The sequence below is a fragment of the Arenibacter sp. ARW7G5Y1 genome (genome assembly GCF_003201775.1).
Lineage (GTDB): Bacteria > Bacteroidota > Bacteroidia > Flavobacteriales > Flavobacteriaceae > Arenibacter.
In genome coordinates this window covers 223,521-249,898 of record NZ_QJJZ01000004.1, presented here as the reverse complement: position 1 = coordinate 249,898, position 26,378 = coordinate 223,521, and the positions used below count along the sequence as shown (strand labels likewise).

At 39.7% G+C, this 26,378-nt stretch carries 16 protein-coding genes and 1 other RNA gene; 11 read left to right on the top strand and 6 right to left on the bottom strand.

Going from position 1 to position 26,378, the window contains the following annotated elements; translation table 11 throughout:
* Positions 1-73: 73 nt before the first annotated feature.
* The 3 genes from C7972_RS08010 to typA all read right to left on the bottom strand — a co-directional run bounded on the left by C7972_RS08010 (position 74) and on the right by typA (position 3,917).
* Positions 74-982, bottom strand: coding sequence for a hypothetical protein (locus C7972_RS08010; protein ID WP_110355692.1), 909 nt, complete (start codon positions 980-982; stop codon positions 74-76).
* A 41-nt stretch (positions 983-1,023) separates the two neighbouring features.
* Complete coding sequence (locus C7972_RS08005; protein ID WP_110355691.1) at positions 1,024-1,812, bottom strand: SDR family oxidoreductase; 789 nt, start codon at positions 1,810-1,812, stop codon at positions 1,024-1,026.
* A gap of 305 nt (positions 1,813-2,117) precedes the next feature.
* A complete protein-coding gene (typA, locus tag C7972_RS08000) occupies positions 2,118-3,917 on the bottom strand; it encodes a translational GTPase TypA (protein WP_110355690.1) in 1,800 nt (599 codons plus the stop codon).
* A gap of 169 nt (positions 3,918-4,086) precedes the next feature.
* Here typA and kdsA point away from each other — a divergent pair, with 169 nt between their 5' ends.
* Together kdsA and C7972_RS07990 are read left to right on the top strand one after the other, a co-directional pair.
* Positions 4,087-4,905 (top strand): 3-deoxy-8-phosphooctulonate synthase, encoded by an 819-nt coding sequence (gene kdsA, locus C7972_RS07995; protein ID WP_110355689.1) that lies wholly within the window; start codon positions 4,087-4,089, stop codon positions 4,903-4,905.
* A gap of 296 nt (positions 4,906-5,201) precedes the next feature.
* Positions 5,202-6,809 (top strand): sulfatase, encoded by a 1,608-nt coding sequence (locus tag C7972_RS07990; protein ID WP_110355688.1) that lies wholly within the window; start codon positions 5,202-5,204, stop codon positions 6,807-6,809.
* Between the two features lie 81 nt (positions 6,810-6,890).
* On the opposite strand, the gene C7972_RS07985 is transcribed toward C7972_RS07990, so the two are convergent.
* The 3 genes from C7972_RS07985 to C7972_RS07975 form a co-directional block, all read right to left on the bottom strand.
* Positions 6,891-7,250 (bottom strand): DUF1801 domain-containing protein, encoded by a 360-nt coding sequence (locus C7972_RS07985; RefSeq protein WP_110355687.1) that lies wholly within the window; start codon positions 7,248-7,250, stop codon positions 6,891-6,893.
* Positions 7,251-7,364: 114 nt separating this feature from the next.
* The gene (locus C7972_RS07980) at positions 7,365-7,955 is read right to left on the bottom strand and encodes a hypothetical protein (RefSeq protein WP_110355686.1); all 591 of its coding nucleotides are present in this window, start codon (positions 7,953-7,955) and stop codon (positions 7,365-7,367) included.
* 259 nt (positions 7,956-8,214) lie between these two features.
* A complete protein-coding gene (locus C7972_RS07975; protein WP_110355685.1) occupies positions 8,215-9,420 on the bottom strand; it encodes an NAD(P)-dependent oxidoreductase in 1,206 nt (401 codons plus the stop codon).
* Between the two features lie 444 nt (positions 9,421-9,864).
* Between C7972_RS07975 and ssrA the strand changes: the two genes are divergently transcribed.
* The 9 genes from ssrA (at position 9,865) to C7972_RS07925 (ending at position 26,377) form a co-directional block, all read left to right on the top strand.
* Positions 9,865-10,263: a transfer-messenger RNA gene (gene ssrA, locus C7972_RS07965) on the top strand.
* A gap of 373 nt (positions 10,264-10,636) precedes the next feature.
* Positions 10,637-11,227: a Crp/Fnr family transcriptional regulator gene (locus C7972_RS07960; protein ID WP_110355683.1), complete on the top strand. Its 591-nt coding sequence runs from the start codon at positions 10,637-10,639 to the stop codon at positions 11,225-11,227.
* 741 nt (positions 11,228-11,968) lie between these two features.
* Positions 11,969-14,695 carry a gliding motility-associated C-terminal domain-containing protein gene (locus C7972_RS07955; protein ID WP_181422844.1) on the top strand — a complete coding sequence of 909 codons (2,727 nt, stop codon included), beginning with the start codon at positions 11,969-11,971 and terminating at the stop codon, positions 14,693-14,695.
* 35 nt (positions 14,696-14,730) lie between these two features.
* Positions 14,731-15,618 carry a type IX secretion system membrane protein PorP/SprF gene (locus C7972_RS07950; RefSeq protein ID WP_110355681.1) on the top strand — a complete coding sequence of 296 codons (888 nt, stop codon included), beginning with the start codon at positions 14,731-14,733 and terminating at the stop codon, positions 15,616-15,618.
* A 243-nt stretch (positions 15,619-15,861) separates the two neighbouring features.
* Positions 15,862-16,653: an alpha/beta fold hydrolase gene (locus C7972_RS07945; protein ID WP_110355680.1), complete on the top strand. Its 792-nt coding sequence runs from the start codon at positions 15,862-15,864 to the stop codon at positions 16,651-16,653.
* A complete protein-coding gene (locus C7972_RS07940) occupies positions 16,650-17,390 on the top strand; it encodes a LuxR C-terminal-related transcriptional regulator (protein ID WP_110355679.1) in 741 nt (246 codons plus the stop codon). The genes C7972_RS07945 and C7972_RS07940 overlap by 4 nt, the downstream gene beginning before the upstream one ends.
* Before the next feature lie 98 nt (positions 17,391-17,488).
* A complete protein-coding gene (locus tag C7972_RS07935) occupies positions 17,489-19,681 on the top strand; it encodes a choice-of-anchor D domain-containing protein (protein WP_110355678.1) in 2,193 nt (730 codons plus the stop codon).
* Between the two features lie 536 nt (positions 19,682-20,217).
* Positions 20,218-21,549 (top strand): DUF5723 family protein, encoded by a 1,332-nt coding sequence (locus tag C7972_RS07930; RefSeq protein ID WP_146216283.1) that lies wholly within the window; start codon positions 20,218-20,220, stop codon positions 21,547-21,549.
* Positions 21,550-21,565: 16 nt separating this feature from the next.
* A complete protein-coding gene (locus C7972_RS07925) occupies positions 21,566-26,377 on the top strand; it encodes a thrombospondin type 3 repeat-containing protein (protein WP_181422843.1) in 4,812 nt (1,603 codons plus the stop codon).
* Position 26,378 lies beyond the last annotated feature (1 nt).

Genomic DNA, 26,378 nt, shown 5'->3' with positions numbered 1-26,378 from the left:
AATACATTGTTATTTCAGTGCATGGGCAAGAAAAAAGGGTATTGTCCATTTTGGAGATATCCCCTTATATCTATCATAAACCTTCCAAGAGCTTTCCCCCTTCGGGACGTTCAAAAAAACCTTCCTCCAAGGTATTTTGGAATTCGATATGGCTCAATTCAATGGTTGTTATAGGTTCTCCTTTAGGTTGCCCGTCCCCGGTTGACCAATACGTATCAAATTTTAGGGGCAAATTGATCCCATTAACAGTTTTTCTGCTTACCAAATCCATAATTTTTTCCGGGTTATTTCCACCATTGGGAAAGTATCCTGGGTAAGACACTATGTATCGAAGTGCCGTTAACAAATGAGTTTCGGCATCCAAATACAAAATATAATAATCGTCCGGAGCATCACCTGTTCCCGAAGCGAAGGTAACTTTAACCACATCCTGTGGTGCATCCTTGAAATTGGTTTTTGGCAACAATTCCAAATTAACACCTTCCCCATCCAGGACTAGGGGTTGTGCCGCTAGGTAGAGGGGAGTTAATGCCCAAAACCGCAAATTATAGTTAAAAGCTGTACTGTCCTTAGCCTTTACCCAAGCATTTTTTCCATCCCACCCAAAAATTGCCGTACTATCGGTTGTACTGGTATGCCTTGCTCTGTTGTTCCAGGTATCAATGGTCTGGTAGGTATCGCGAGGCACAGAACCATCCAAAGGCTGATAATTGAATCTAAAGGACAAATAGCCATTGGAATACCATTTTTTTAGCCCTCCCATGGCTTCCATGGCCTCCCAAACCACCTTTCCCGCCTCGGACCGATCAAGTCTCTTTTTTGCCTTGTCAACCCTGTTATTCACCCATGACATTGGTATGGAGCCAAGATTGGTTTCCTTACCCACTTCGGCCCCGGTAACTTCCTTTTTAGGTTGGGAAGTCTCCTTACAGGAGAACATAACACCAAATAGTATTACTGTGTAAACAAAGATATTCTTCATAGTGAATAATTGGATTTTACTCTTTAATATTTCCGTATGAATTAAACGGCTTTATGACCCAAACTGGCCTTTTTTCTATCCTCATAATTTTGCGCTACCCTTTTATCAAATTCATCTGGTGCCTCAAAATTCATGATATTTTCATTTAGTCGTTCCTGGCCACCAAAAATTACATGTAATTCTTTATTCAGTAATCCTTCTATGGAGCGTTGGGCCACAAATTCCGGGGAATCCATCACCCTCCCTTTAAATTTCTCCATCATATCCGTATCCGTTGCAGTTGGAAAAGAGCAGGTAACACTTATATTAAAAGGAGCAAGCTCCCTTCTCATAGCGTCCGAAAATTGGCGTACGGCTGCCTTAGTACTCCCGTAGGCCGCATAAAAGGGCATACCTATCAGCCCCAAACCAGAAGATATATTTAGAATAGCAGCCTCTTTGGACGCTTTTAAAAGCGGAATACAATATTTAGTAAGCAAAAACACAGCAGTAATATTCACCGCTACTTGATCATAAAGGTCTTCATCCTGTATATCCTCCAAAGGACCGGCAGAAACAATACCGGCATTGTTGATCAAGATATCCAGATGCCCCCATTTGTCTTCTATAAGTGCCACAGCCTCCCTCAAAACTTCAATTTCCGCCACATCACCAGCAATGCGTATAAACTTAACGTCCTCAAATTCTTGCGACAACTGTTTTAAATTTTGCTTGTCCCGGGCTATGACGGCAATTTGACGAACACCACCTTTCACCAATTCCTTTACCATACATTTTCCAATACCTCTAGTACCACCTGTGATGAGTACATTTTTTCCTTCTAGTTGCATATTCTATTAATTTGATTTAGACCGAAATGAGTTGTAATTCAACTTTAAATTAGCTAAAATTCACAACCCAAGCGCAGAAAAATAGGCTTAGTTAAAATAATTGAGAAAGTAGAAAAATGAGGCCCAAAATTTTAGAGATTTGATAATCAAAAAGTTTTTAATGGCCATTTCCCCAACCCTTTTGATCAAGCCTGGATAGATTAAATTGAGATGGAAAAACTGCGGCAACCAAAAAGCCACCTAAAAAGGTGGCTCATAGTATAAATGATATAGCGAAAAAAGCCTTAAAAAAGGGCCTTTTCCATTTATGCTATTTTATTTCGCTTACGATCATTTTCTGTTAAATGAATCTTTCTAAGGCGTAAATGTTTTGGAGTAACCTCCACATATTCGTCTTTTTGGATATATTCCAAAGCTTCTTCCAAAGAAAACTTAATCGCTGGAACAATTTTAGCTTTGTCATCTGCGCCTGAGGAACGAACGTTCGACAATTTTTTGGTTTTGGTAATGTTCACCGTCATGTCATCACCTCTGGAGTTTTCTCCAATTACCTGACCCTCGTAGATATCCTCGCCCGGATCAACAAAAAACTTACCTCTGTCCTGTAATTTATCTATAGAGTAAGGAATGGATTTTCCTGTTTCCATAGATACCAAAGAACCGTTCTGTCTTTGAGGAATATCCCCCTTCATAGGTTGGTATTCCAAAAAGCGGTGCGCCATGATGGCCTCACCCGCGGTAGCCGTTAACAATTGGTTTCTTAGACCTATAATACCTCTTGAAGGAATTAAGAATTCACAGACCATTCGATTACCTTTGGCTTCCATACTGGTCATTTCCCCTTTACGGATTGATACCATTTCCACTGCCCTACCAGAAACTTCTTCCGGCAAATCTATGGTCAATTGCTCAATTGGCTCACATTTAACACCATCAATCTCCTTGATGATTACCTGTGGCTGACCAATCTGCAATTCATAGCCTTCCCTTCTCATAGTTTCTATCAAAACAGAAAGATGCAATACTCCACGGCCAAAAACCAAAAACTTATCAGCACTGTCCGTATCATTTACCCTTAAGGCCAAATTCTTTTCCAATTCCCTTTTTAGACGGTCATTAATGTGCCTGGAAGTTACAAACTTACCATCCTTTCCAAAAAATGGACTATCGTTGATGGTAAACAGCATACTCATGGTAGGCTCATCAATAGCAATCGTTTTCAGTTGTTCGGGATTTTCAATATCGGCAACTGTATCTCCAATTTCGAAACCTTCAATACCTACCAAAGCACAAATGTCTCCGGTAGCCACCTCTGGAACCTTTAGTCGGCCCATTCCTTCGAAGGTATACAATTCCTTGATTTTGGATTTTACAATAGATCCGTCTCTTTTTATTAAGGACACCTGTTGGTTCTCCTTTAAGGTACCCCTTTGCAATCTTCCAATGGCGATCCTTCCTGTAAATGAAGAATAGTCCAATGAAGTAATCAACATTTGGGTATTACCTTCTTTGGCCTCAAATGTAGGAATATGCTCAATAACCATATCCAATAGCGGCTCAATGTTCTCTGTTTGGTTTTTCCAATCATCGCTCATCCAATTGTTCTTTGCAGAACCATAGACCGTAGGAAAATCCAACTGCCACTCTTCCGCACCAAGTTCAAACATCAGATCAAAAACCTTTTCATGCACTTCCTCTGGAGTACAGTTTTCCTTGTCCACCTTATTGATTACAACACATGGCTTTAGACCCAAATCTATAGCCTTTTGAAGTACAAATCGGGTTTGGGGCATAGGACCTTCGAAGGCATCCACCAACAAAAGTACACCATCTGCCATGTTTAGAACACGCTCTACTTCACCTCCAAAATCGGCGTGACCAGGGGTATCTATAATATTGATCTTGGTATCCTTGTAAACCACGGAAACGTTCTTGGAGGTAATGGTAATACCCCTTTCTCGTTCCAAGTCATTATTATCTAGAATTAGGTCACCAGTATTTTGATTCTCCCTAAACAATTGACAATGATACATTATTTTGTCTACCAAGGTGGTTTTACCGTGGTCAACGTGGGCTATAATAGCTATGTTTTTTGTAACTCCCATAATATGATTTTAACCGCATCTAAGCACCCTAAATGCGGGCGCAAAGATACTCATTTTTTTTACGCCAACTACAAAAGCCTAATTTTTCTTATCTTATTGATATTGAAGTAGTTTTATAGAATACCAATAACATTCAAATTCCACTATCTTTGCACTAAAATTAAGAGCAATGAATCTAGAACATATACCTCAACTTAAATACACCAAAAGCAACAACTTTTTTCTGCTCTGTGGCCCCTGCGCCATTGAAGGCGAGGAAATGGCAATGCGCATTGCGGAAAAAGTGGTTTCCATTACCGATAAACTTAATATCCCCTACGTTTTTAAGGGAAGTTTTAAAAAGGCCAATCGCAGCCGTGTAGACTCCTTTACAGGGATCGGGGATGAAAAGGCCCTAAAAATCCTTAGAAAAGTATCCGAAAGCTTTAAGGTGCCTACCATTACGGACATTCATGAAATTTCCGATGCCCATATGGCCGCTGAATATGTGGATGTCCTACAAATACCGGCCTTTTTGGTACGCCAGACAGATTTGGTAGTGGCAGCGGCCGAAACCGGTAAAGTAGTGAACTTAAAAAAGGGACAGTTTATGAGTCCGGAGAGTATGAAGCATGCGGTACAGAAAGTCCTGGATTCCAATAACGAACAGGTTATGGTTACGGACAGGGGAACCATGTTTGGCTACCAGGATATGATTGTGGATTTCCGCGGTATCCCAACGATGAAGCAGTATGCACCCGTAGTATTGGACGTTACCCATTCACTACAACAGCCCAATCAGTCGTCAGGGGTTACCGGAGGTAGACCGGATATGATAGAGACAATTGCCAGGGCAGGAATAGTCACTGGTGCGGATGGCATATTTATAGAGACGCATTTTGATCCAGCAAACGCCAAAAGCGATGGGGCCAATATGCTGCATTTGGATCATCTGGAAAAATTATTGTCCAATTTGGTTGCACTGCGCAAAACGGTAAATGCTTTCTAAACTAGGATTAAAAACGTAAAAACCACAAACCTCCTATTTTTGAATGCCGTACATACCAATGCGGCATTTTCATTGAACATATGATTCAAAATTAAAATAAAAACTCCATTTAGGCCGACCCAAATTTACCCAATCCATAGTAGACCACAACTCCTAACGGTCATGATTTTTTTAACTCTCTATTCAAGAATATTGTTGGCGTTTGTGGGAGAAAAACATAAATTTGCCAAGGATCCACCTTGAAGGTCCAATTAAACGTTGACAGAAATTTTTTAATTTCACCTTAATCATCACCAATGAATCGCATACTTTTTAATCTCATTTTTGGAATATTCTTTTTATTGCTTACCTCCTGCAAGCAGGAAACAAATGAACAAATCTCAAAAAAACCGAACATAGTTTTCATCATGTCCGATGACCATGCTTATCAGGCCATTAGCGCCTATGACAACAGGCTCATCAATACTCCCAATATAGACAGAATTGCCAAGGAAGGCATGCTCTTTACCAATGCCAGCGTTACCAATTCCATTTGTGCACCATCGCGTGCCGTAATCCTGACCGGAAAACATAGCCACATCAATGGCAAGATTGACAATATTACCCCATTTGACACCACCAATGTTACCTTTCCCCAATTATTACAAAAAGCAGGATACCAGACCGCTATGTTCGGGAAGCTTCATTTTGGAAATAACCCTAAAGGCTTCGATGAATTTAAGATTCTACCAGGACAGGGAAGTTATTATAACCCAAAATTTATTACAGCGACTGGAGATACCACCATTACGGGTTATGTTACCGATATTACCACCGACCTCACCTTGGATTGGTTAGAAAATCGCAGGGATACCCAAAAACCCTTTATGTTGATGTACTTGCACAAGGCTCCGCACAGGTCCTGGATACCGGCACCAAGACATTACAAAGAATTTACAAAAAAAACCTATCCTTTACCAGCTACTTTGTTCGACAATTACACTACACGTGAAACTACGGCAGGACCTGCGGAAATGAACATCCTAAAGCATATGACATTGCGTTATGACCTAAAGATAACGGATACCGTACTGGACGAATTAAATATTGAGGAACATTTGGGCATTGGGGGTCTAAATAGATTTACCCCAGAACAGAGAGCGGAATGGGACAAAGTATACGGGCCCATAAATGAGGCGTTTAAAAAGGAATACGGCAATATGAACGATTCTATCCTAATGGTTTGGAAATACCAGCGATATATGCAGGATTATTTGGGGACCATTGCCGCAGTTGATGAAAATGTGGGTAGGGTATTGGACTATTTGGACAATGAGGGACTTACCGAAAACACTTTGGTGGTGTACACCTCCGATCAGGGCTTTTACCTAGGGGAACACGGCTGGTTCGACAAAAGATTTATGTACAATGAATCCTTTAAAACCCCGCTACTTATTAAATGGCCAAATGTAATCACTCCAGGTACTACAGAGGATGAAATGGTCCAAAACTTGGATTTCGCACAGACCTTTTTGGAAGTGGCCGGGGTAACAGCGCCCAAAGACATGCAAGGAAAAAGCCTAGTACCTTTACTGAAAGGGGAAAAGGAAAAATGGGATAGGGATGCCATATACTACCACTATTACGAATATCCAGCGGAACATGCCGTAAAACGCCACTATGGTATTGCCACCAAGGAGTATAAATTAATACACTTTTATTACGATGTAGATGTATGGGAACTCTATGATCGCGAAAAAGACCCCCAGGAACTGCACAATGTATTTAACGACCCGGATTATGCCCAAGTGGTATCCGAATTGAAGGAGAAACTAATTGAGCTAAGGAAAAAATACAAGGATTCCGATTCACTGGGCAACCAGTACATTCAACTATACAAGGACAAGGGATTGATAGAGGAATAGTCTGTAGTCAGTTAAATTTGACAAAATGAGGAGGAATTCGTGTAAATATCTCACGACCAATTGTTGTTTTTTTGGTTGATTTTATTTCCAAAACTTTCTATCCTTAACGCTATAGGCATCCTCCAAGACTTCCCTTAAAATGGTGATATCAATATCTTCGAGGGATCTGTAACGTAGTGATTTCATCATTTTTCGTCCTTCTGTGTTCAATTGATCCAAGTGCATCGTTAAATGGGCGGCGTTCCAAAACCCAAGATCCACATAATCCTTGCTTTGGTTTAAATAACAATAAGGCCTACCATTGATGTAGTAAAAAGGGATTTTATATTTATATTTCAGTTCCACTTCCGGAATGGCACTTTCAATAAACGATTGAATGTACAGTAGAAGACCCCTGTAAGGCTCTGACTGATTAAGGATATGTTCTTCTGCGGGATTCACAATAAACTCGATTTACTTTTGTTGACCAATTGAATATATTATTATTTATTTTCACCCCATAGCCTTCCTTAATTTGCCATTAATAATGCTCTAATTACCAGGAATATCAAGGTTTTAATCAAAAGTTGGTTTTTTGGACTTTCGCTTGGTCGCCACCCATCCAAAATTGAACCCTAGTAAAGGACCATAACCAGAAGGCACACCATCACCTTTATAATAACCGCCTCCCAATTCCACGGTAAAGTTAAAACCCTTCGGGTAGGTTCTTTGAATTCCGTAGACAAATCCGTAAAAACCTAAATTAAAATCAGTTGGGCCGGAAATATCGGTTGCTACCCGCAATTGTGAAAAAAAGATGGCCTGTGCCACAGCTATATAATTTCCCGAATTGCCACTAACATCCTTGCCCAAAGAATTTCGTCTATCAAAATTATGGTAATATCTATACCGATTGTTCATTGCCAAACCAATATTATAACCCTCTTGATAGGTCGCAATTCCCAATCCCAAACTTGTTGAGACACTTTGATTTCTGAACAAACCCAATTCATAACTAAAACCTGGAGCAAAAAGGTCGAACTTAAATTGGTGTCTTTCCAAATTTATCAACCCAAAAGTGGGTCCTTTTTCAGTCACCCTTCCATATTGGGCATTGGCACTAAAAAGTGATAACAATACGATGGCAACAAACAGATTTCGAATCATAATTACATTTCAAGTATTCTAAATCTAAAAAAGAAACGATAGCCGTACACTGACTTTATGTAAATTTTAAGATATGGTCCATACTATATCCTTACAAAACAGCCATGGCCATTGCCTGGTTGAATGGACATTCAATCCCCGAATATTGTTTATTAAAAGAAGATCTCCAAACGTTATGTTTCAATCCCGCAAGACCAAAGGCGACGGAATTGATCCGTAGTATTTCAGCAAAAAGAATAATATAAAAAGATTGGGTTGCCTATTCCTTTTCATCAATGTAGTCCTGTAAATAGGCATAGCGTTTGGTAAGTTTCCCGTTTTTTGTCATTCTGGCCCTTTGCAACACTCCGTCTTTGTCCCCATTAAAAAAAGCAGGGATCACATTTTTAACAAAGGCCTGGCCAAATCCAACACTGGCATCCCTTGGCAACTCACAGGGCAAATTGTCAACCGCCATTACTGCTATAGCCTTCGGATCCCTAAAGTCGATCTCAGACCCTGTAACGGGATCGTATCCATAAATTGGATCCGCTATGGTACTGGGCCTTATGGTCGTGGCCACGGGGCCATTGATATCACAGCTGACATCAGCAACGACCTTTATTCCAAAATCGGGATGCCTGGCATCTTCCCGGGTAAAAAGATATGGCGCACCGTCTCCGTAAAAATGTCCGGCGATATAAAAATCGGTTACCATGGCAAATCGAAAGAAATCGGATTTATACTCTTCCGGGTTCGCAAAGAAATCGCTCTTGTTCCCTCTAACTCCATCCTTGCGCTTATTGTATTCCGAAGCATCTATTTGACAATATACCGGTTCACCAAAGTTTTTGCCGAGGTAATCGGAAACCCTGACTTTCCTAATATTCATGGCATCGAGCATTTCCTTGGCACCATTACCGACCCTTCCCCTACCAGTTAGGAGAATTTTAATGTTGGGAAGTTTCAGTTTTCGCAGTTCATTTATTAAAACCTGTTGGTCTGCCAATGTTTCCGCTTTTGGCAGTCGATACAGGTCAAATTTAAGTCCATATGCCCTAATACCATTGTAAGCACCAACTATACCGGCATATCTGCCAAATGCCACTAAACGCTGTCCTTTGGAATTGGTAATTACTTCATGGTCATACAGTTGGATATTCTTTTCCAAAACTGCCCTGAGCAATTGTCTGTTATAAGGTTGTTTTTTTATGGTATGGGAAAAAAAGAAGTATTGTTTATGGGGAATCAAATGATCTATAGGCACTTCTTTGACACCGATAAGCACATCGCATTTTTCCATTTCCGATGCCACTTGAAGTCCCTTTGACCTATACTCCTCATCACTAAAGACCCTTATAGGGGAAGGCTCTACTATTATTTCTGCTCCCGTGAATCCGTTAAGGATCTTTACACAGGTGTCCGGTGTTAGGACCACCCGGCGGTCGGGTGGATTTTTTCGTTCCCTAATAATCCCAAATCTCATAAAAATTTATATTTATAACATAAACAAACTCAATAGTTGTAAATGTAACAAATGACAAGTTGACAAGCAAAACTTTTTTTGGAATAGTTTTTGGAGTACCTTTGGCGACCGCGTTAGGGATAGAGGCGGCATCTTTTTTGATTTTCTCTGGACAGGGGTCCGGGGAAAAAATCAAAAAAATATAGCCGAAAGCCCGACCTTTTTTTCTTCCTGCAAGGTTTTCAAAACCTTGTAGGTATCAAAAAAAAGGGAACGCCCAAGTAACGGTAATAAAGTTCATTGAAAAAAAAGATGAGAGAACATTTCTGCGGATAGCGGAATCAAGCCTGGCTTTATCCTAGGATTAGGCAGGTTGGATAAAAGATCCCGCCGGTGGCGGGATTCAACCTGCCTGCCGGCAGGCAGGTTCGATAACGGCATGCACAGCATGCCTATCTCATTGAAGGGGCCGACTGGTTTTGACAGCGAGACCAATTGGAATGTAAGCATGCCGAGCGCTGGGCTACAGCTCGTTAATCTCATTTTCCACACTTTTTAATTGGCGAAAATAATTACGCTCTTGCCGCTTAATCCGAATCATAGTAGGATTTAGCCTCGTTCCCGCAAGGCGGGAAAGCGAGATGTTTCTGGGAAGCCCTTGTTGACGGCGTCCCTTTCAGAAGCACCATCAAAGTCAACATAAGGGTAGTGAAGCTTCGGCACTATCACCAAAACTTAAGAAGATAAGTGTGTATTAGGCTGTTCCTGGTCAGGTACACATCGAAAATTAATTAGGGACTAAGCATGTAGAAGGCATTGTAATTGCTTGTTTGGACGAGGGTTCGAATCCCTCCGGCTCCACTTCAAAAACCACCTACGGGTGGTTTTTTGCGTTATGCCTACGGGATTCGAAAGCCAACACGCCAGCTCGCTCCTGCGCTAAAAATGTCCACTGGACATTTTCTTAACACTTGGACGTCTCCGGCTCCACTGAAATGATATCATTTCACACCAAAAACCCTGTAATCGTATGATTTACAGGGTTTTTATTTTATTCCATATCATTCAAAACCAAATAATATCAAATAAAAAGTCACCTATTCGGGGGGGCATGTAAAACCGACTCTTAAAAACGCATTTATTAAGTATTCCCGCGGTAGGTACTGGAACCGTCCTAAATAGATTGGCCAATACTTACTTTTTAGGTATTTTTGCCAAGTAAACTGTATTCGTCAAAATGTCCTCACCTAACAGACTTCATATAAATCTATTTATTCTAATTTATCTCAATGAAATAGTTCCCCTTTCTGCTGAACTAAAATCATTTTTGACCAACAAAATAAAGAGAACGGTTTACGCTAAAAATGAAATCATTAATAAAGAAGGGGAAATTTGCAATAAACTGTATGTTATAAAAAAAGGATTGGTCAGGGGATATTGCGTTAGCGATACTATTGATGTTACAACCTGGATTAGTTTTGATAGTGAAATATTCACTTCAATAACAGGATTTTTTAAAAATGAACCCGCCAGGGAAAATATCCAATGTCTAGAAGTCACACATTGCGAATATTTGGAATACCAGGATTATCAATACTGTTTGAAGAACTTTCCGGAAATGCGGGAAATTAACCGGATCATGCTGGTGGAATACTATATTCATGCCGAGAACAGAGCTTTTATGACCAGGATTCCCAGCGCTCAGAAACGGCTAGCCTATTTCTTTAAAAATACTGACCCAAAAATGGCCCAAAGGATTCCCAAAAAATATTTGGCTTCCTTTCTGGCAATGCGTCCAGAAACACTTTCCAGGCTATTCAACGAATAGGCCGAAAACTACAATAGTACCCATTTACTTTTGAAACCAATACGTATTGTCCAAGTTCCCTTCCGTTTCATCTTAATGGACCTTATTCCCGCCACTGTTCCCCCTAAAATAATTTATCCTTTATGAAGGCGCCCCACCTTAGGGCCATTGGATGACCAGCCTTAAAATGTAATATTTTTCTTGTTGCTTATATTTTTAATAACAAAAAAACACCCCTATAAAGACGATACAACTTTATCTACATAGACTTTTTTGCCAAAAACCATCTTGCCCTCCGGTGTAGGAAAAAAATCAAAAAAAACCGACAAAATGCATTTTTATCAGCTCATTTACTTAAAACTGTAGGAAAATTGACATATATCAAGACGATTGAAGATTGGAAATACTAGAAACATTCTCGCCCCGTTAAGCTGTAAACAAAAACCTATATGAAGAAAAATACTACAAACAAAAACTTGCCAAATTACAACCCTACAAAACCATTTTTTAAAATTAAAAAACCCCAAATTAAGTCCATCACAGGGCTCCTTTTTTCATGATTGGAGCAACCAATATTGTTGGTACAGGATGATAATTTAATCTTGATAAAGGATTCCTCAACAATATCATGTTCATAGTGCCTTTTCAAGATTTAGGACGCTGCCTTCAAACCACAAAAGGTAGTGCCTGTCTACTTTAATTTTCAATATGAAGATATTAGAAGGTGTGAAATTCAATTGGAAAAACAATAAATATAAACGTATGAAAAAAATAACTCTACTAGTGTTAATGATATTCTGCTTAGGCTATCAAAGCGCATTAAGCCAAATAACCTGTACAACTGAAAAAGGCTATAATGATTTTCCTTTTACTGAAAATGAATTGACAATAACCGCTTCAGGAACCGGCGGATACCAAAATTACGCCAGTAGTTTGGAAATCTGTGGGGTCACAACTAAACCAAACAGTGTCTATATTGGTTCAAGCGCAAGCACATTCACCAATACCTTTTCATCTCCTGTAAACAATATGGTTTATAATATGGTTGCTGGAAACACTGGTGAAATTGTTACTATTACTACTGATACCGGTGGATCATTAACTATAACACATGAAAACGGAGATTGCCCCGAAGCTACTATTATCAATGGTAATGTAATTTCAGTTGATGGTCTTCAAGGGGCTCGATTAAAGGTACATTCAACCAATAATTTCTCCACTATTACATTCTCACACAATGGAGGTGGAGGAGGATTATTAATGACAATGTGTTTTGATGCTGTATTTGCATCATTGGGACCAACAGTAACAACTACAGCAATGTCTGGCATTACTTCTACCACAGCTGTAAGTGGCGGAAATATAACTGATGATGGAGGACAGGCTATTATTGAAAGGGGAATTTGTTGGAACACTTCAGGATCACCAACAATAACCGATTCAAAAACTTCCAATGGTACAGGAACGGGATCTTTTAGCAGCAATTTAACCGGATTAAACAGTGGCTCCACCTATTATGTACGTGCATATGCCACAAACTCCATAGGAACAGGTTACGGTGATGAAGTTTCCTTTACAACCACCTCCAATGATACACCCTCAGGCTCCACCATAGCAAACCAATTTGAGTGTATTAATGGTTCCGCCTCTGGATTAGTTTTAACTATTACGGATAACTTACCTGGAGATAATACGTTTATAGTTACCGCAGCCTCATCAAACACAAGTGTGGTAGATAATACAGATATTGTAATTACAGGTACAGGTAATACCCGCTCTTTGACAATTACGCCCCTTTTGGATGCAGCGGGAACAAGTACTATTACGGTCTCAATAGAGGACAGTTTAGGTGAAATAGGGACACAAACTTTTGATGTCTCCTTTAATGATCTTATTGCCCCATCATTGACCACTGTTGCGGATATAGACCAAGATTTGGATGCCGAGTGTAATTTTACTATTCCAGATTATACGGGCTTAACAACGGCCGCAGATAATTGTGGAACAGTTACAGTTACCCAATCCCCGATATCGGGTACTGTAATTAGCGATCACGGAACGGCACAGACCATTACACTTACTGCTGAGGATGGAAACGGGAATACCAATACGACCACCTTTGAGGTAACATTAGCGGACGTAACTCCCCCATCGTTGACCGCCGTAGAGGATACTTTTGAAGATTTGGATGCCTCTTGTAATTTTACCGTTCCAGATTACACGGGCTTAACAACGGCCGCAGAAAATTGTGGAGCAGTAACGGTTACCCAATCCCCGATATCCGGTACTGTAATTAGCGATCACGGAACGGCACAGACCATTACACTTACTGCTGAGGATGGAAACGGGAATACCAATACGACCACCTTTGAGGTAACATTAGCGGACGTAACTCCCCCATCGTTAACTGCCGTGGAGGATACCTTTGAAGATTTGGATGCCTCTTGTAATTTTACCGTTCCAGATTACACGGGCTTAACAACGGCCGCGGACAATTGTGGAACAGTAACAATTACCCAGTCCCCGATATCCGGCACTGTACTTAGCGGTCACGCAACAACACAGACCATTACACTTGCTGCTGAGGATGGAAATGGAAATACAAATACGACCACCTTTAATATCACCTTGATGGATGTGACCCCCCCAACGGCAATTGCGCAAGACATTAATGTACAATTAGATGCCAATGGGGTGGCTGCAATTACCCCTACTCAAATAAATAATAATTCAACGGATAACTGCGGAATTACGAGTATAAGTTTAGATACTACAAACTTTACTTGTGAAAATATTGGAGAAAATACGGTTACCTTAACAACAACCGATGCCAACGGAAATGAAGCACACGCAACAGCCGTAGTCATCGTTGAGGATAACATTGCACCAATAGTCGTTGTTAAAGACTTGACCATTAATTTGGATGAAACCGGTTTAATCAGTATCGCTGCAGAAGAATTCATAGATGAAAGTTATGATAATTGTAGTATCTCCAGCCTAGTTATGGACCGTACAAATTTTGACTGTGCCAACATAGGACAATACACCCTTACTTTAACGGCTACGGACAGCAGTGGCAACACTACTATTGAAACTGCTCAACTAACCCTGACAGGAACGGATACTGATGGAGATTCAATAGCCGATTCTTGTGATACCGATGATGATGACGATGGGATACCGGATGCGGAGGATTACTTTCCAATCAACGCCAAGCCCACACTAATACCAGCCCAGGCCTTTACACCAAATGGTGATGGGATCAATGATTACTGGATAATACCGGGAATTGAGAATTACGCCAATGCACTTATTAAGGTTTATAACCGATGGGGACATGAAGTATTTGCCAGCAAGGGCTATAAGAACGATTGGAACGCCACATATAGGTCCAACAGCAACAAACTACCGTCGGGATCATATATGTATACAATTGATCTGGGCAATGGTACTGCACCTATACAGGGCTGGTTGTTCATTAATTATTAAACCCAATCGTTAACCAATTAAAATTCAATACTGAAATGAAACTTAAAACTATATATTTCGTCTTATCCACCTTACTTGCCTTTGGTGCATTAACGGCCCAGCAAGACCCCAATTTTACCTTCTACCGATATAATATGAACCTCATTAATCCTGCTTTTGCGGGATCTAATGGGGTAACCGATATTGGAGTGGGCATCAGAAGCCAGTGGGCAAGTGTAGAAGGCAGCCCGGAAACCCAGACCGTTTTCTTTGGAACTCCAATTGGGAAGAATCTAGGAGTGGGAATCTCTATCATCAATGATAGAACCTTCATTGAAAACCAAACTTCGGTAGCGTTGGATTTCTCCTATCATTTGCAACTGAATGAAAATACACATCTATTTTTGGGAATAAAAGCGGGGTTAAACTCCTATAAGGTCAATACGGATGGACTTATAACCTATAGCATTCAATCAGACCCAAGCTTAACGAATATCAGCGGTAGTTTTACCCCCAATATAGGCAGTGGTGCCTATTTAAAAGGAAAATCATTTTTTGCCTCTCTTTCAGTTCCCAGAATACTCACTCCAAACCGTTTGGACAATGACAATGGAATTGCAAAACAAGGAGAAGATAAGATACATGTATATGCTACGGCAGGTTACGACATACCTTTAAACAATAACATTACCTTCAAGCCTTCCATATTAGCGCGGTATGTAAATGCTTCCCCCCTTTCAATGGACTTCACCGCAGCCTTTATGCTCGGGGAAAAAATAGAGCCAGGAGTGGCATATCGTATGGATGAAGGGTTTGGCGGTTTCTTTATTTTTAAAGCCAGCAATAGTCTACAATTGGGATATGCATATGAAACCGCTACAGAGAATACCATTGCCAATTTGAGCAATGGCACCCATGAATTACTCTTAAAACTAAAATTATAGATAAATAAAGCACATTTTTTTTTAAAAGTATTATAGGGTGGGGTACCATAAATTAGGTATCCCACCTTTTATATTTTAGCCTTTTATATTAGTAATAAGAACCCTAAGATATAAACAGATCACAGCCCGCCGATTACTGCAATGTCGTAATTAATCGAATATTAAGGAACGATCAAGGAGTAAACCGATCCCTTTCAGTTTATTTAGGTTAAATTTCCGCTATCTTTAAACGCACATGCCATAATGAATTCCCCCAATATGAAGTTAAGCACCTTTACCAAAAAGGCAAGAGATAACTCTAAATTAACGCTCATTTTTGTCCACGGCAATTCACAAAGCCCAGCGATTTGGCAACACCAGCTCAATGCAACCGAACTGCGGCATTTTAACCTGGTTACCATAGTTTTACCAGGGCATGGTCAATCTCCAAGAATGAAGAACTATTCCATCACAAAAATTACAGGGATGTTGGTGGAAAAAATCAATAAGGAACAAGACTATATTTTAGTAGGGCATTCCTTGGGAGGGCATTTCTGCATTGAAGCTTTACCAAAACTAAATAACTGCCTTGGCCTTTTGTTGTGTGGCACCCCGCCGTTAAAAAAACCATTGAATATAGATGAGGCCTTTAACAATGACGAACGTATGGCTTTATTGTTCCAAGCTAATTTGAACAATGGGGAACTTGACGATTTGGCAAATTTCATAAGTTCTGCTGAAGACAACACCCTTATCAAGTCCTTGATAAGACAATCCGATGGCAAATTCAGAAATGATTTGGGTATAGCCGTGGGTAAAGGAGAGCTTTTGGATGAAGTGGACATCTTAACCATGACAAAACTTCCAATTGCTTTTGTACTAGGTGAGCTAGATGGTCTTATAAACAAATCATACATGGAAAATATAGTAATGGATATTGACAAAAACATCAGGATACACAGTGTGTCAAAATCAGGCCATTCTCCCCATTTTGAAAATCCAGCTGCATTTAACAAAATTCTTTTTGAATTCGCAAATAGTCTTCAACAATCATGAAAGATCGTATAGAGATGCAGGCCTTCAGAGAGGGTATTCGAGATATTGTCAAAAATTATAAATATATACCTAAAGATTATTCAATTTTTAAAAAATTCCCCTTAAACAACAAACAGTGTTTGTATGTGGCACATTGGGCCGATAAAGGAATGATCTACGAAAAAAATTTGGAAAGTTTAACTGGCTATACGTTGGCCGAATTCAATGCTGAAGATTTAGTGGCCTACACCCATCCTGACGATAGGGATATCGTTAAAAAAATCACAAAAGGCGTTGTGGAACATGTAACAAAGATTCCAACTTCGAACGAAGAGGCTCATCTATTTCTGTCTTTTCGGTTCCTAAAGAAGGATGGAAACTATTGTAAAATATTAAGGCAATCCTCAGCTTTTGAACGTGATGTGAAAGGAAGAATGGTAAGTAATTTTTCATTGTTGACCGACATCTCATTTTTGGAAACCAGCGACAGGGTAGAATGGAATTTTCAAGCCAATGAACTTGACCTAAAGAAGTTCAAAAAAGTAGTTTACCAATTATATAAGGACTTTTATACCAAGAGGGAAAAAGAAGTCATTAGGATGTTGGATAAGGATTTCACTTCAGAACAAATTGCTCAAAATCTGCATATAAGTAAACATACGGTTCAAACACATCGGAAAAACATCTTAAAAAAGGCTAAATCACATTCTATTGATGATGTACTCCTGTTTTGTAAGAAAAATGGTATTCTGGAATAGGGCAAACTCCCATTGACCCACTAAATATACCCTGGAGTGGGTATTTTTTTGTGTACGTACATGGTCTATCTTGCTGGCCAAGTTACCTTCTCTGTATTATGAAAAAGCTGTGCGCCATTCTTGTTATTTTTGGCATTATCTTTTCTTGTATTCCTGATACGGGAATTGATGATAGGCTTGATGATCAAGAAAACTCCTTAAAAAACATACTAATCTTTGAAACGGGAAACTCCCAATTCCCCTTTGCTTTTGTACATAAGAATAATGCACGTCTATATGTCCGCGATTTGGACGAAGATGGTGATTATGATGGTTTTTTCTACAAAGACGGTGCTTATGAAGAGTATATTGTGCTTGATGAACAAACTGGATTACCTAAATCCAAAAGGAACAATGAGGGACTCACGGTCCTCTATAATTTTAAAGAGAACAACGAAGTTGTAGACATGGCCCTAGAGCTAAATGGTGCGACATCTTTTGTTACCAACCTTATAGTTTCTTCCACTGATGATTTTATTACAAATAAGAGAGAGGTAATAAAAAAGACTACAACAGAGGAAATTCGCGATATTGCCTCCAATATTGAACTGGTGGTGGACGTTGTTGGTTGTGCCGAAGGTTTAGCTATGTTCGCTGTAGGCTCGGTAGGTTCAGTAGGCACAGGGGCCATTCCTTTGGGATTGCTTGCTGCCTTCAAATGCTCTCCAATGGTCTTTGAACTATCCCAGAGCCTACTTGAGGCAACTGATACAGAAATAGGCCAAGCAATGGCCCTGGATTTGGAAAAAGTAAATGGGTTTATCGATGCATTAACCTGCCCTACCGGTATTATTGGCTGTACTGCCTTCGTGGTGGCCGAGGCGGCAGGCATTCAGGCAAAACTGGAGGAACTGCAACGTATATCTGCAGAATTACAAAAGGACTTGGAAGAATTACAAAGCCGTTCAGCCGAAGTAACCATTCTTGGAAACTTGAATTTTGGCGAAGTAGACATCAATGACACCAAAACCGAAGTATTAAATATTTTCAATAGGGGTACCGACCCAATAACCATTACCGCTATATCCGTAAATAGCAATGCGCAATATTTTCAAATAAACACTCCCTTGCCCTTCACCCTGGGGGCCGCTGGGAGCGAAACGTTTAGCAAGGAAATTAAAGTTGCATTTGCTCCAAAAAATGCTGCCGGATCCTTCAATACCTTCTTGAAAATCAGCAATGACAAATACGACCCTTTTGATGCCAAGGCCATTACCGCCATTGCCACCAATGAAGATGGTGCAAAGATAAAATTTAGCGGCTCTTTAAATTATAATGGGGTTGCAATGAACCAACCGCACTCCGAATTTTTTGATATTGAGAACCCCAATCTAAATGATAACCTGGTAGTTAACGCCATAAGTTTTGAAGGTCTCCCTACGGATAAGTTCAGTATCAATGGTTGGAGCAAAGGAACCATTGCTCCCGGAAAAAAACAGGAAGTAGAGGTAGTATTTGAACCTACCGATGATAAGGAATACAATGGGTTTGTTGTAGTAGATAACACACTTGACGACACTAACAATAAATGGCCAGTTTTTGGGAAAGGAAAAAAATTGGAAATCCGTTTATCCGGGGATTTGGATTTTGGGCACGTAGCTGTTGGTGAAAGCGAGACCCTCCCTGTGGAAATTGAGAACCCTAACCTAAATGATCCGATAACGGTTACCGATATTGAAATGTTGGAGGGCTTCTCTGTAGACTGGAAAGCTGGCAGTATTCCTCCCTTTAGTAAAAAGACGGTCAACGTAACCTTCACTCCTAAGGAAGAAAAAGAATATACTTCTTCATTTATTGTGGTAAATGATGTAGACCAAGAAAATAATAGAATATCCCTAAAAGGCAATGCTGAAAACTATCTTTCGGGGGTTTGGAAATTACAGCTTATAAATAGCTCTAATGATCAAATTATTATGAACGAACTAATTACTTTCAATACGGAAGAGAATAAAATTAATTTGGAATTGGAAGGTGGGAGCACTTATATTGAAAACAGTTATCATTTTAAAAATGGATTGAATATTAATTTAATTGTTGAAAGTAACATTTCAGACGCCTGTGCGGACGATGTTGACTCACCTCCCCTTCAATCGACCCAACAGATCTCATTAAACATTCATACCGCAAGGATCCAATTCTTCCCTTATGTACGTTCAGGAGAGTATTCCATGATTATAAAAATGACACCGAGTGTTCCCTGTATATCGGATTACCCTAATACAGTAGGTAGTGTATCCTTGGTTCGTCAATAATTTTCTCAAGGTTTATTACAACTCAGCATAGGAGCGCTTTATGTAATAATTATTTTTTTTATATTCCAATGATTGGTCAAAATAACATCTTTATTTCGATTAACGGCTTCCCAGTTCCTTTTCAATTAATAGAAAGTGTGTGGGCAAACCTCCCCGTCACAGCCCTGCCCAAACGACAAAGGCAGGCAAGTGTCGGAGCATTCAAATCGGGATTACCGAGTAAGAAATACGGTTAATAAATAAACTGTACAATCCTATTCTCCCTTTATCCAGTATTGGCGTAAAAATACCCACTAGTAGGTATTTCCCAATACTTTTTAAGACATTATATTTGTCAAGGGAATGCTAAGGTCTACTGATAAACTTTAACTTTCCTATAATTTATTCTCCCCCCAAAATTTTTACCCAATTACCAATGTGGAATTTACATCCTTCCGATAGCCCAAGGATTGTACATTCGGTTCATCTGGATTTAGTCATTCTTGTTTATGGAACAAAAAACCAAACCAAAAACAGCTGTTACTAAACCATACCAAATGAAGAATATTTACTTCCTGTTTTCCATTCTTTTTTCTTCCTCTTTAGTTTGTCAATCTTACACCGGGTATATTACGGACAACTTTAATGGAATCCATGGAGTTACCTCCAATCCCGCCAACATCGCTGATTCCAGGGTGCAAATTGATGTTAATTTCATCTCGTTTAGTACAGTCGTGGCCAATGACTATGTAGGTTTTTCATTTGATAATGTAACCCAATTGGCAGATGGGGCAGATTTTACGGATTTGAACACCTTTGCCAGTTCCCACAACGAGGTTCTTGCCAATTTAGAGGTTATGGGGCCTTCCTTTATGTTTAACCTTAGCGAAAAACACAGTGTAGGTATACTGACCAGGGCTAGATTGGTAAACAATTACAACAACATTAACGGTGAATTCCTGGAAAGTATTTTGGATGGTTTCCCTACTGAGGATTATAGCGTTGACCAGGATAACCTGGATGGCACTACCCATGGTTGGGGAGAAATAGGTCTTGCATATGGCAGGGTTATATTTGACGACTTTTACAATCACTATTTAAAAGGAGGAATAACCTTAAAGTATCTATTGGGCGGTGGGATAGCCCAAGGATCGTCCAATAATTTATCCGGAAGTTATACCGCAGCGGACAATCAAATAAATTTTAATGGGGACTTTTCATATCTCATGAGTTATGACGAAGATCAAGATCCGAAAGACTATATTAAAAATTATTCGCCCGGTTATGGAATGGATCTAGGCGTGGTGTATGAATATAGAACACCTTCATCCATGGCCTCAAATACACGTGATAATCAAAGGGCCATAAATAAGTATAGGGTTAAAATAGGTATGTCATTACAGGATTTGGGAGCTATCACCTATAAAGATGTTGAGTTTACCAAATACGACATCAATGGAACGGTAGATGCGGATGAGGTAGAGGATGACTTTGTTGATGCGTTAGACAACAATTTCTCCAGTACAAGTACCTTGGGAGATGTTAGAATTGCTTTACCAACCTCCTTAAGACTCAATATAGATTATAAGCTCTTACCCCTGGTTTACGCCAATTTGGATATAACACAAACGGTGGTAAAGAAGAATGCACCCTACAATAACAATCGACTTAACTTAATTACGTTTACCCCGCGATTCGAGACCAGAATAATTAGTGCATATCTGCCCATAAGTTATAGCCCATTGGGTAAAACGGCCATTGGTGCAGGATTAAAACTGGGCCCTCTTATTGTGGGCTCGGGAAGTTTATTATCAAACCTAATTTCGGATAGTCCACAAATGGTCAATGTTTATGTTGGATTTAAGATACCAATTAGTCATAGGAGGTGATAAAAAAAGAATGATTATGAAAAGAAAACTACTTACTTTACTTATAGGCCTTAACAGTTTATTTGTTATTTCACAGACATTTCCAATAGATCCATCCTTTGAGTCGTATTTGATAGCAGAGGGCATTGACAGTAACCCATTTCCAGACAATGCCATTAGTTTCGATGATGCTTCCAAGGTCACCAATACGGTATTTAATTTAAATAATTTGGATATACAAACCTTATCGGGTATTGAAAATTTCATTTTTTTGGAGGAAGTACATATTAATGGGGGAAGTTTAAACCTCGTGCAACTGGATTTTAGTCAAAACAAACTACTGAAAGAAATTGACACCAATATTCCAAATCTTTCCTCTCTGGTAGTGAATGGTGCGGATGCTTTGGAAAGGATAAGGGTAGGCCCCACACAATTGACCTCTCTTGATGTTTCACAAAATCTGGAATTATCGTCTTTGAGCATATACGGTTCTCTATTGACCTCAATAGATGTTTCTGCAAATTCAAAGCTGAGTAGTTTTGTACTTGGTGATACTAACACCCTTACTTCGGATATCGAATTAAGCAGTAACGATAACCTCACAACTGTAGTGGTCCTAAATTCGAACTTAGAGGCACTTGACCTAATAAACAAACCCCTTTTAAGCTATGTAGATTTCAGTAATTCGATAATTTCTGATTTAACAATCGAAAACGCCCCCTCGCTCACTACGTTTGCTACTTTTACCAATAGCAATATGGCAAACCTAAGGATTGACAACACAGTATTGACCAGCCTTGATTTTTCTACGGTCAACAGTTTGGAAATATTGGATATTAGGAATTGTTTAGACCTGACAAACCTGGTGCTACCTCCCGCAAATTCCAATTTAAGGGATTTGACCATATATGCCAGTATTTTCAACGATAACGACCCTGCAACACAGTTCAATTATAACCTAAGCAATAGACCTAGTCTTGAGAAATTAGAAATATGGCAGTCGGGTATTACAAATTTAACTATAGAAAATTGTTCAGCTTTAAACGATCTGATCGTGGGTGAGCACATAGCTGGGATGACCGAATTACAAAATCTTGTACTAACAAATACGGCTATCACTGAATTTAATTTGGGCAACAATAATGCGGAATTACTAAATATTGAAATTGAAAACAACCCATCCTTAACGGAAATTACTACTTCTGGTAACGGATTAAGTACTGTGGAACGGCTCTCAGTTGTTGACAATGCCCTAACCGAGTTGAACATTAGCAAATTTTCGAACATAGAAACACTTAGTGTTCGCAACAATCCAAACCTTTCCTCCTTGGATTTAACCACAATAAATAATGGTTTACCCAATAGTCTCATTACATTCGAAGGGGAAAATACTGGAATTGAAACCTTGGATTTTTCTACTTCCCCCAATATCGAAATAATTCGGCTGGCCTATAATTCAGGTTTAGGTGGAGTTCCTTTAAACGAACTGAATTTAAAAAATGGAAATAACGCTGCCATTACAGAATTGAATACTGCTGGGCACTACCCAACACTATCATGTATACAAGTTGATGCAGCAACAGTAGGAACATCACCATCGGGTTGGTCCAAGGATTCCCAAACTGTATATAGTGAAGATTGTTCAACTTACCCCCCTGTTCTTGTTTCGTTTATATTGCCCAACGAGGTTAACTGGGAAGACTCGGGTACCCCTACTCCACGTCTGTTACTGGAAGGAACAGTAACAACGCCCACCAGTATAATTTTATTTACCAGCTCCTTTGCAGGTAACAATATAGCAGATCCGGCAACGGACTATGATCTTGACGGTGGTGCAAGTTTGGAAGTACAAATACCGGCCGGGATCTATGACACCTTTTCTTCAATTCTTGTACCTGGCCTCAACATCTCAAGTGATAGTGAATTTGAGGGTAATGAAGTGGTTTTTTTGGAAGCATTTTCCAATTCTAGAGAATTGGTGAATGCCTCGGATGGCGCTTCCCTTGACCAAGGTTCCCTTATCTACTCCTATACCATTCTGGAAGACGATTATAGGATAAATATTACTGCCGGACCAAATATTGCCGAAAATGGATCCAACGGTAATTTTACCATATCCATTTTTGATGACAATGGTAACGGTGTAATTAACGAAAGTGGACGGGATATGGCAATTTCACTTCTGAACAATGGGGATGCTATTGAAGGTGTGGATTTTACAATTGATGGATCTTCAATAGATTCCTTCTTCATAGCTAATGGTCAGGGCTCTTCTATAATGACAGTGGAACCGATAGACGATAATTTATTTGAGGACGGAGAGTTTATAGACCTAGAAATTACCGAAGGTGAAGGGTATAATTTAGACCCCAACACAGGAGCACCATTTGCAGGAATTTCCATATTGGATAATGACAACCACATTTCCTTATCCTCTACCCAAATTGGATTGGAGGGAGGCGCGGATATCGGTTTTTCCATTTTATTAAGTGACGGGAATGGGAATCCTGCTGTGAACGATACGCCTTTCGATATTGAATTTGAAGTAGATTTTTTGCCTGGTATAGGTACAGATGCAGCCGTGCTTGGGACTGATTTTATTGACGGCATCAAAAATAATGTCGACAAAACCCTTTATATCCAACCAGCCCAGGAATCCATAACCTTTGAGGTTGAAGTGATAAATGATACCGATCCTGAAAATCAAGAAAACTTTATCACCGCGATCACTACTACCAATCAGGGATTGGGATTAGTAATAGACAATGATCAAGCCACAGGTTTTATAAATGACAATGATGACAACCAACCACCCCCTCCCTTTGAAATAACACCTCTTTTGGAAGGGGGCCAAATGATTACCCCTACCGAATACAATTTTCAAGAGAACAGTTCGCAAGAATTAACGGTTCTCTTTGATATTAGCGATCCAAGTGCTACGGACCAAAATTTTGAAGGATACGACTTTCAAATTGTTTCAGGAAACGGCACTGCAATTGGGGGTGACCCACCTACTGATGGATCTGATTATTACGCAGTAAATGAGGTTGTAAACCTTACCTATGATTTTAGTGGTTTTCCTTTACTTACCCTTGGAATAAATAATGACAATACCATTGAAGACGCAGAGTATTATTACGTGGATATTTCGGAAAATGAAACTGGTGTTTTCCTAAAAGATTCAGATATCAATGGTGTTGTCCGCATTAGAGTTAATATAATAGATGATGATGGAACGGATATCGACAACGATGGCGTAATAGATTCTATAGACAATTGTCCCAACACTTCCAATACGGACCAGGCAAATTTAGATGGAGATGCTTTCGGCGATGTTTGCGATGAGGATATTGATGGTGATGGATACCTGAATACAAATGATGCATTCCCAATGGATCACGCAGAATGGTCAGACACGGACCAAGATGGTGTAGGTGACAACTCGGACAACTGTGTTACTGTGGCAAACCCAAATCAAGAGGATGCTGACGCCAACGGAATTGGCGATGTCTGTGAAGGGAACAACGATTACGACAACGATGGTATTCCCAATGATGTGGACAACTGCCCCAACACTTCCAATTCGGATCAGGCAAATTTGGATGGAGATGCTTTTGGCGATGTTTGCGATGAGGATATTGATGGTGATGGCTACCCGAATACAAATGATGCATTCCCTATGGATGCCTCGGAATGGTCAGACACGGATCAAGATGGTGTAGGTGACAACTCGGATAACTGTGTTACTGTAGCAAACCCAAATCAGGAAGATGCTGATGCCAACGGAATTGGAGATGCCTGTGAAGGGAACAACGATTACGACAACGATGGTATTCCCAATGATGTGGACAACTGCCCCAACACTTCCAATTCGGATCAGGCAAATTTGGATAATGATAGTCTCGGGGATGTGTGCGACCCTGACATAGACGGCGATGGCATTGATAACGACCAAGATGTATTCCCTAGGGATAGCAGTGAATCTTCAGATAATGATAATGACGGAATTGGCGACAATGCAGATAGTGACGATGATAATGATGGGGTTCCGGATATTGATGATGACTGCCCGTACGTATCGGGAACCCCAGCAGAAAATGGCTGCCTTTATGAAATTACTTCCTTTGATCAGGAAGCCCTTCAAGTAATTGTCCAAAGTGAAACTTGTGAGGGTGAAGAAAACGGGAGTTTTGTAGTCACTATTGATAATGAGGATTACACATTTACAGTGAGCTTGAATGGAAATGTTGTTGGATCCGCTAATTATGATAATGCCTTTGAGCAAAATAATCTAGCGAGGGGAAGTTATCAAGTTTGCCTGACTGTTCCTGAACTTCCAGATTATGAGCAATGTTTTGGTATTGTAGTCTCCACTTATGAAAGACTTAGCGTAGATGCGAATGCCATAGATGCCACCAATTTAAAAGCAAGCTTTATTGTTCAGGGAAGCAAGAATTATGAAGCCCTGGTAAATGACAATATTTATCGTTTTCAATTTGAAAATACTTCAAATAAAATTCTGGAAATACCCATTAATAAAGGTCAAAACCTAGTTTCCATTACAGGTGGATCTGATTGTCAGGGTATTTTTGAAGACGTTATTATTATTGGAAACGTATCGATATTTCCCAATCCTGTAAAGGACATTCTTAATTTTAGTGGTTTTGAAAGGGATGGCAAGGCCCAAATAAATGTTTTCACCCTATCAGGTAGTTTGGTCAAGACAATACATGAAGAAATCGAAAACGGAGATATTACGGTACAGCTGCCAGATTTACCCAAAGGAATCTATCTTTTTAAAGTTGTTTCGGGAATAGAAATTATAGAGTTTAAAATTATCAAAGAGTAGC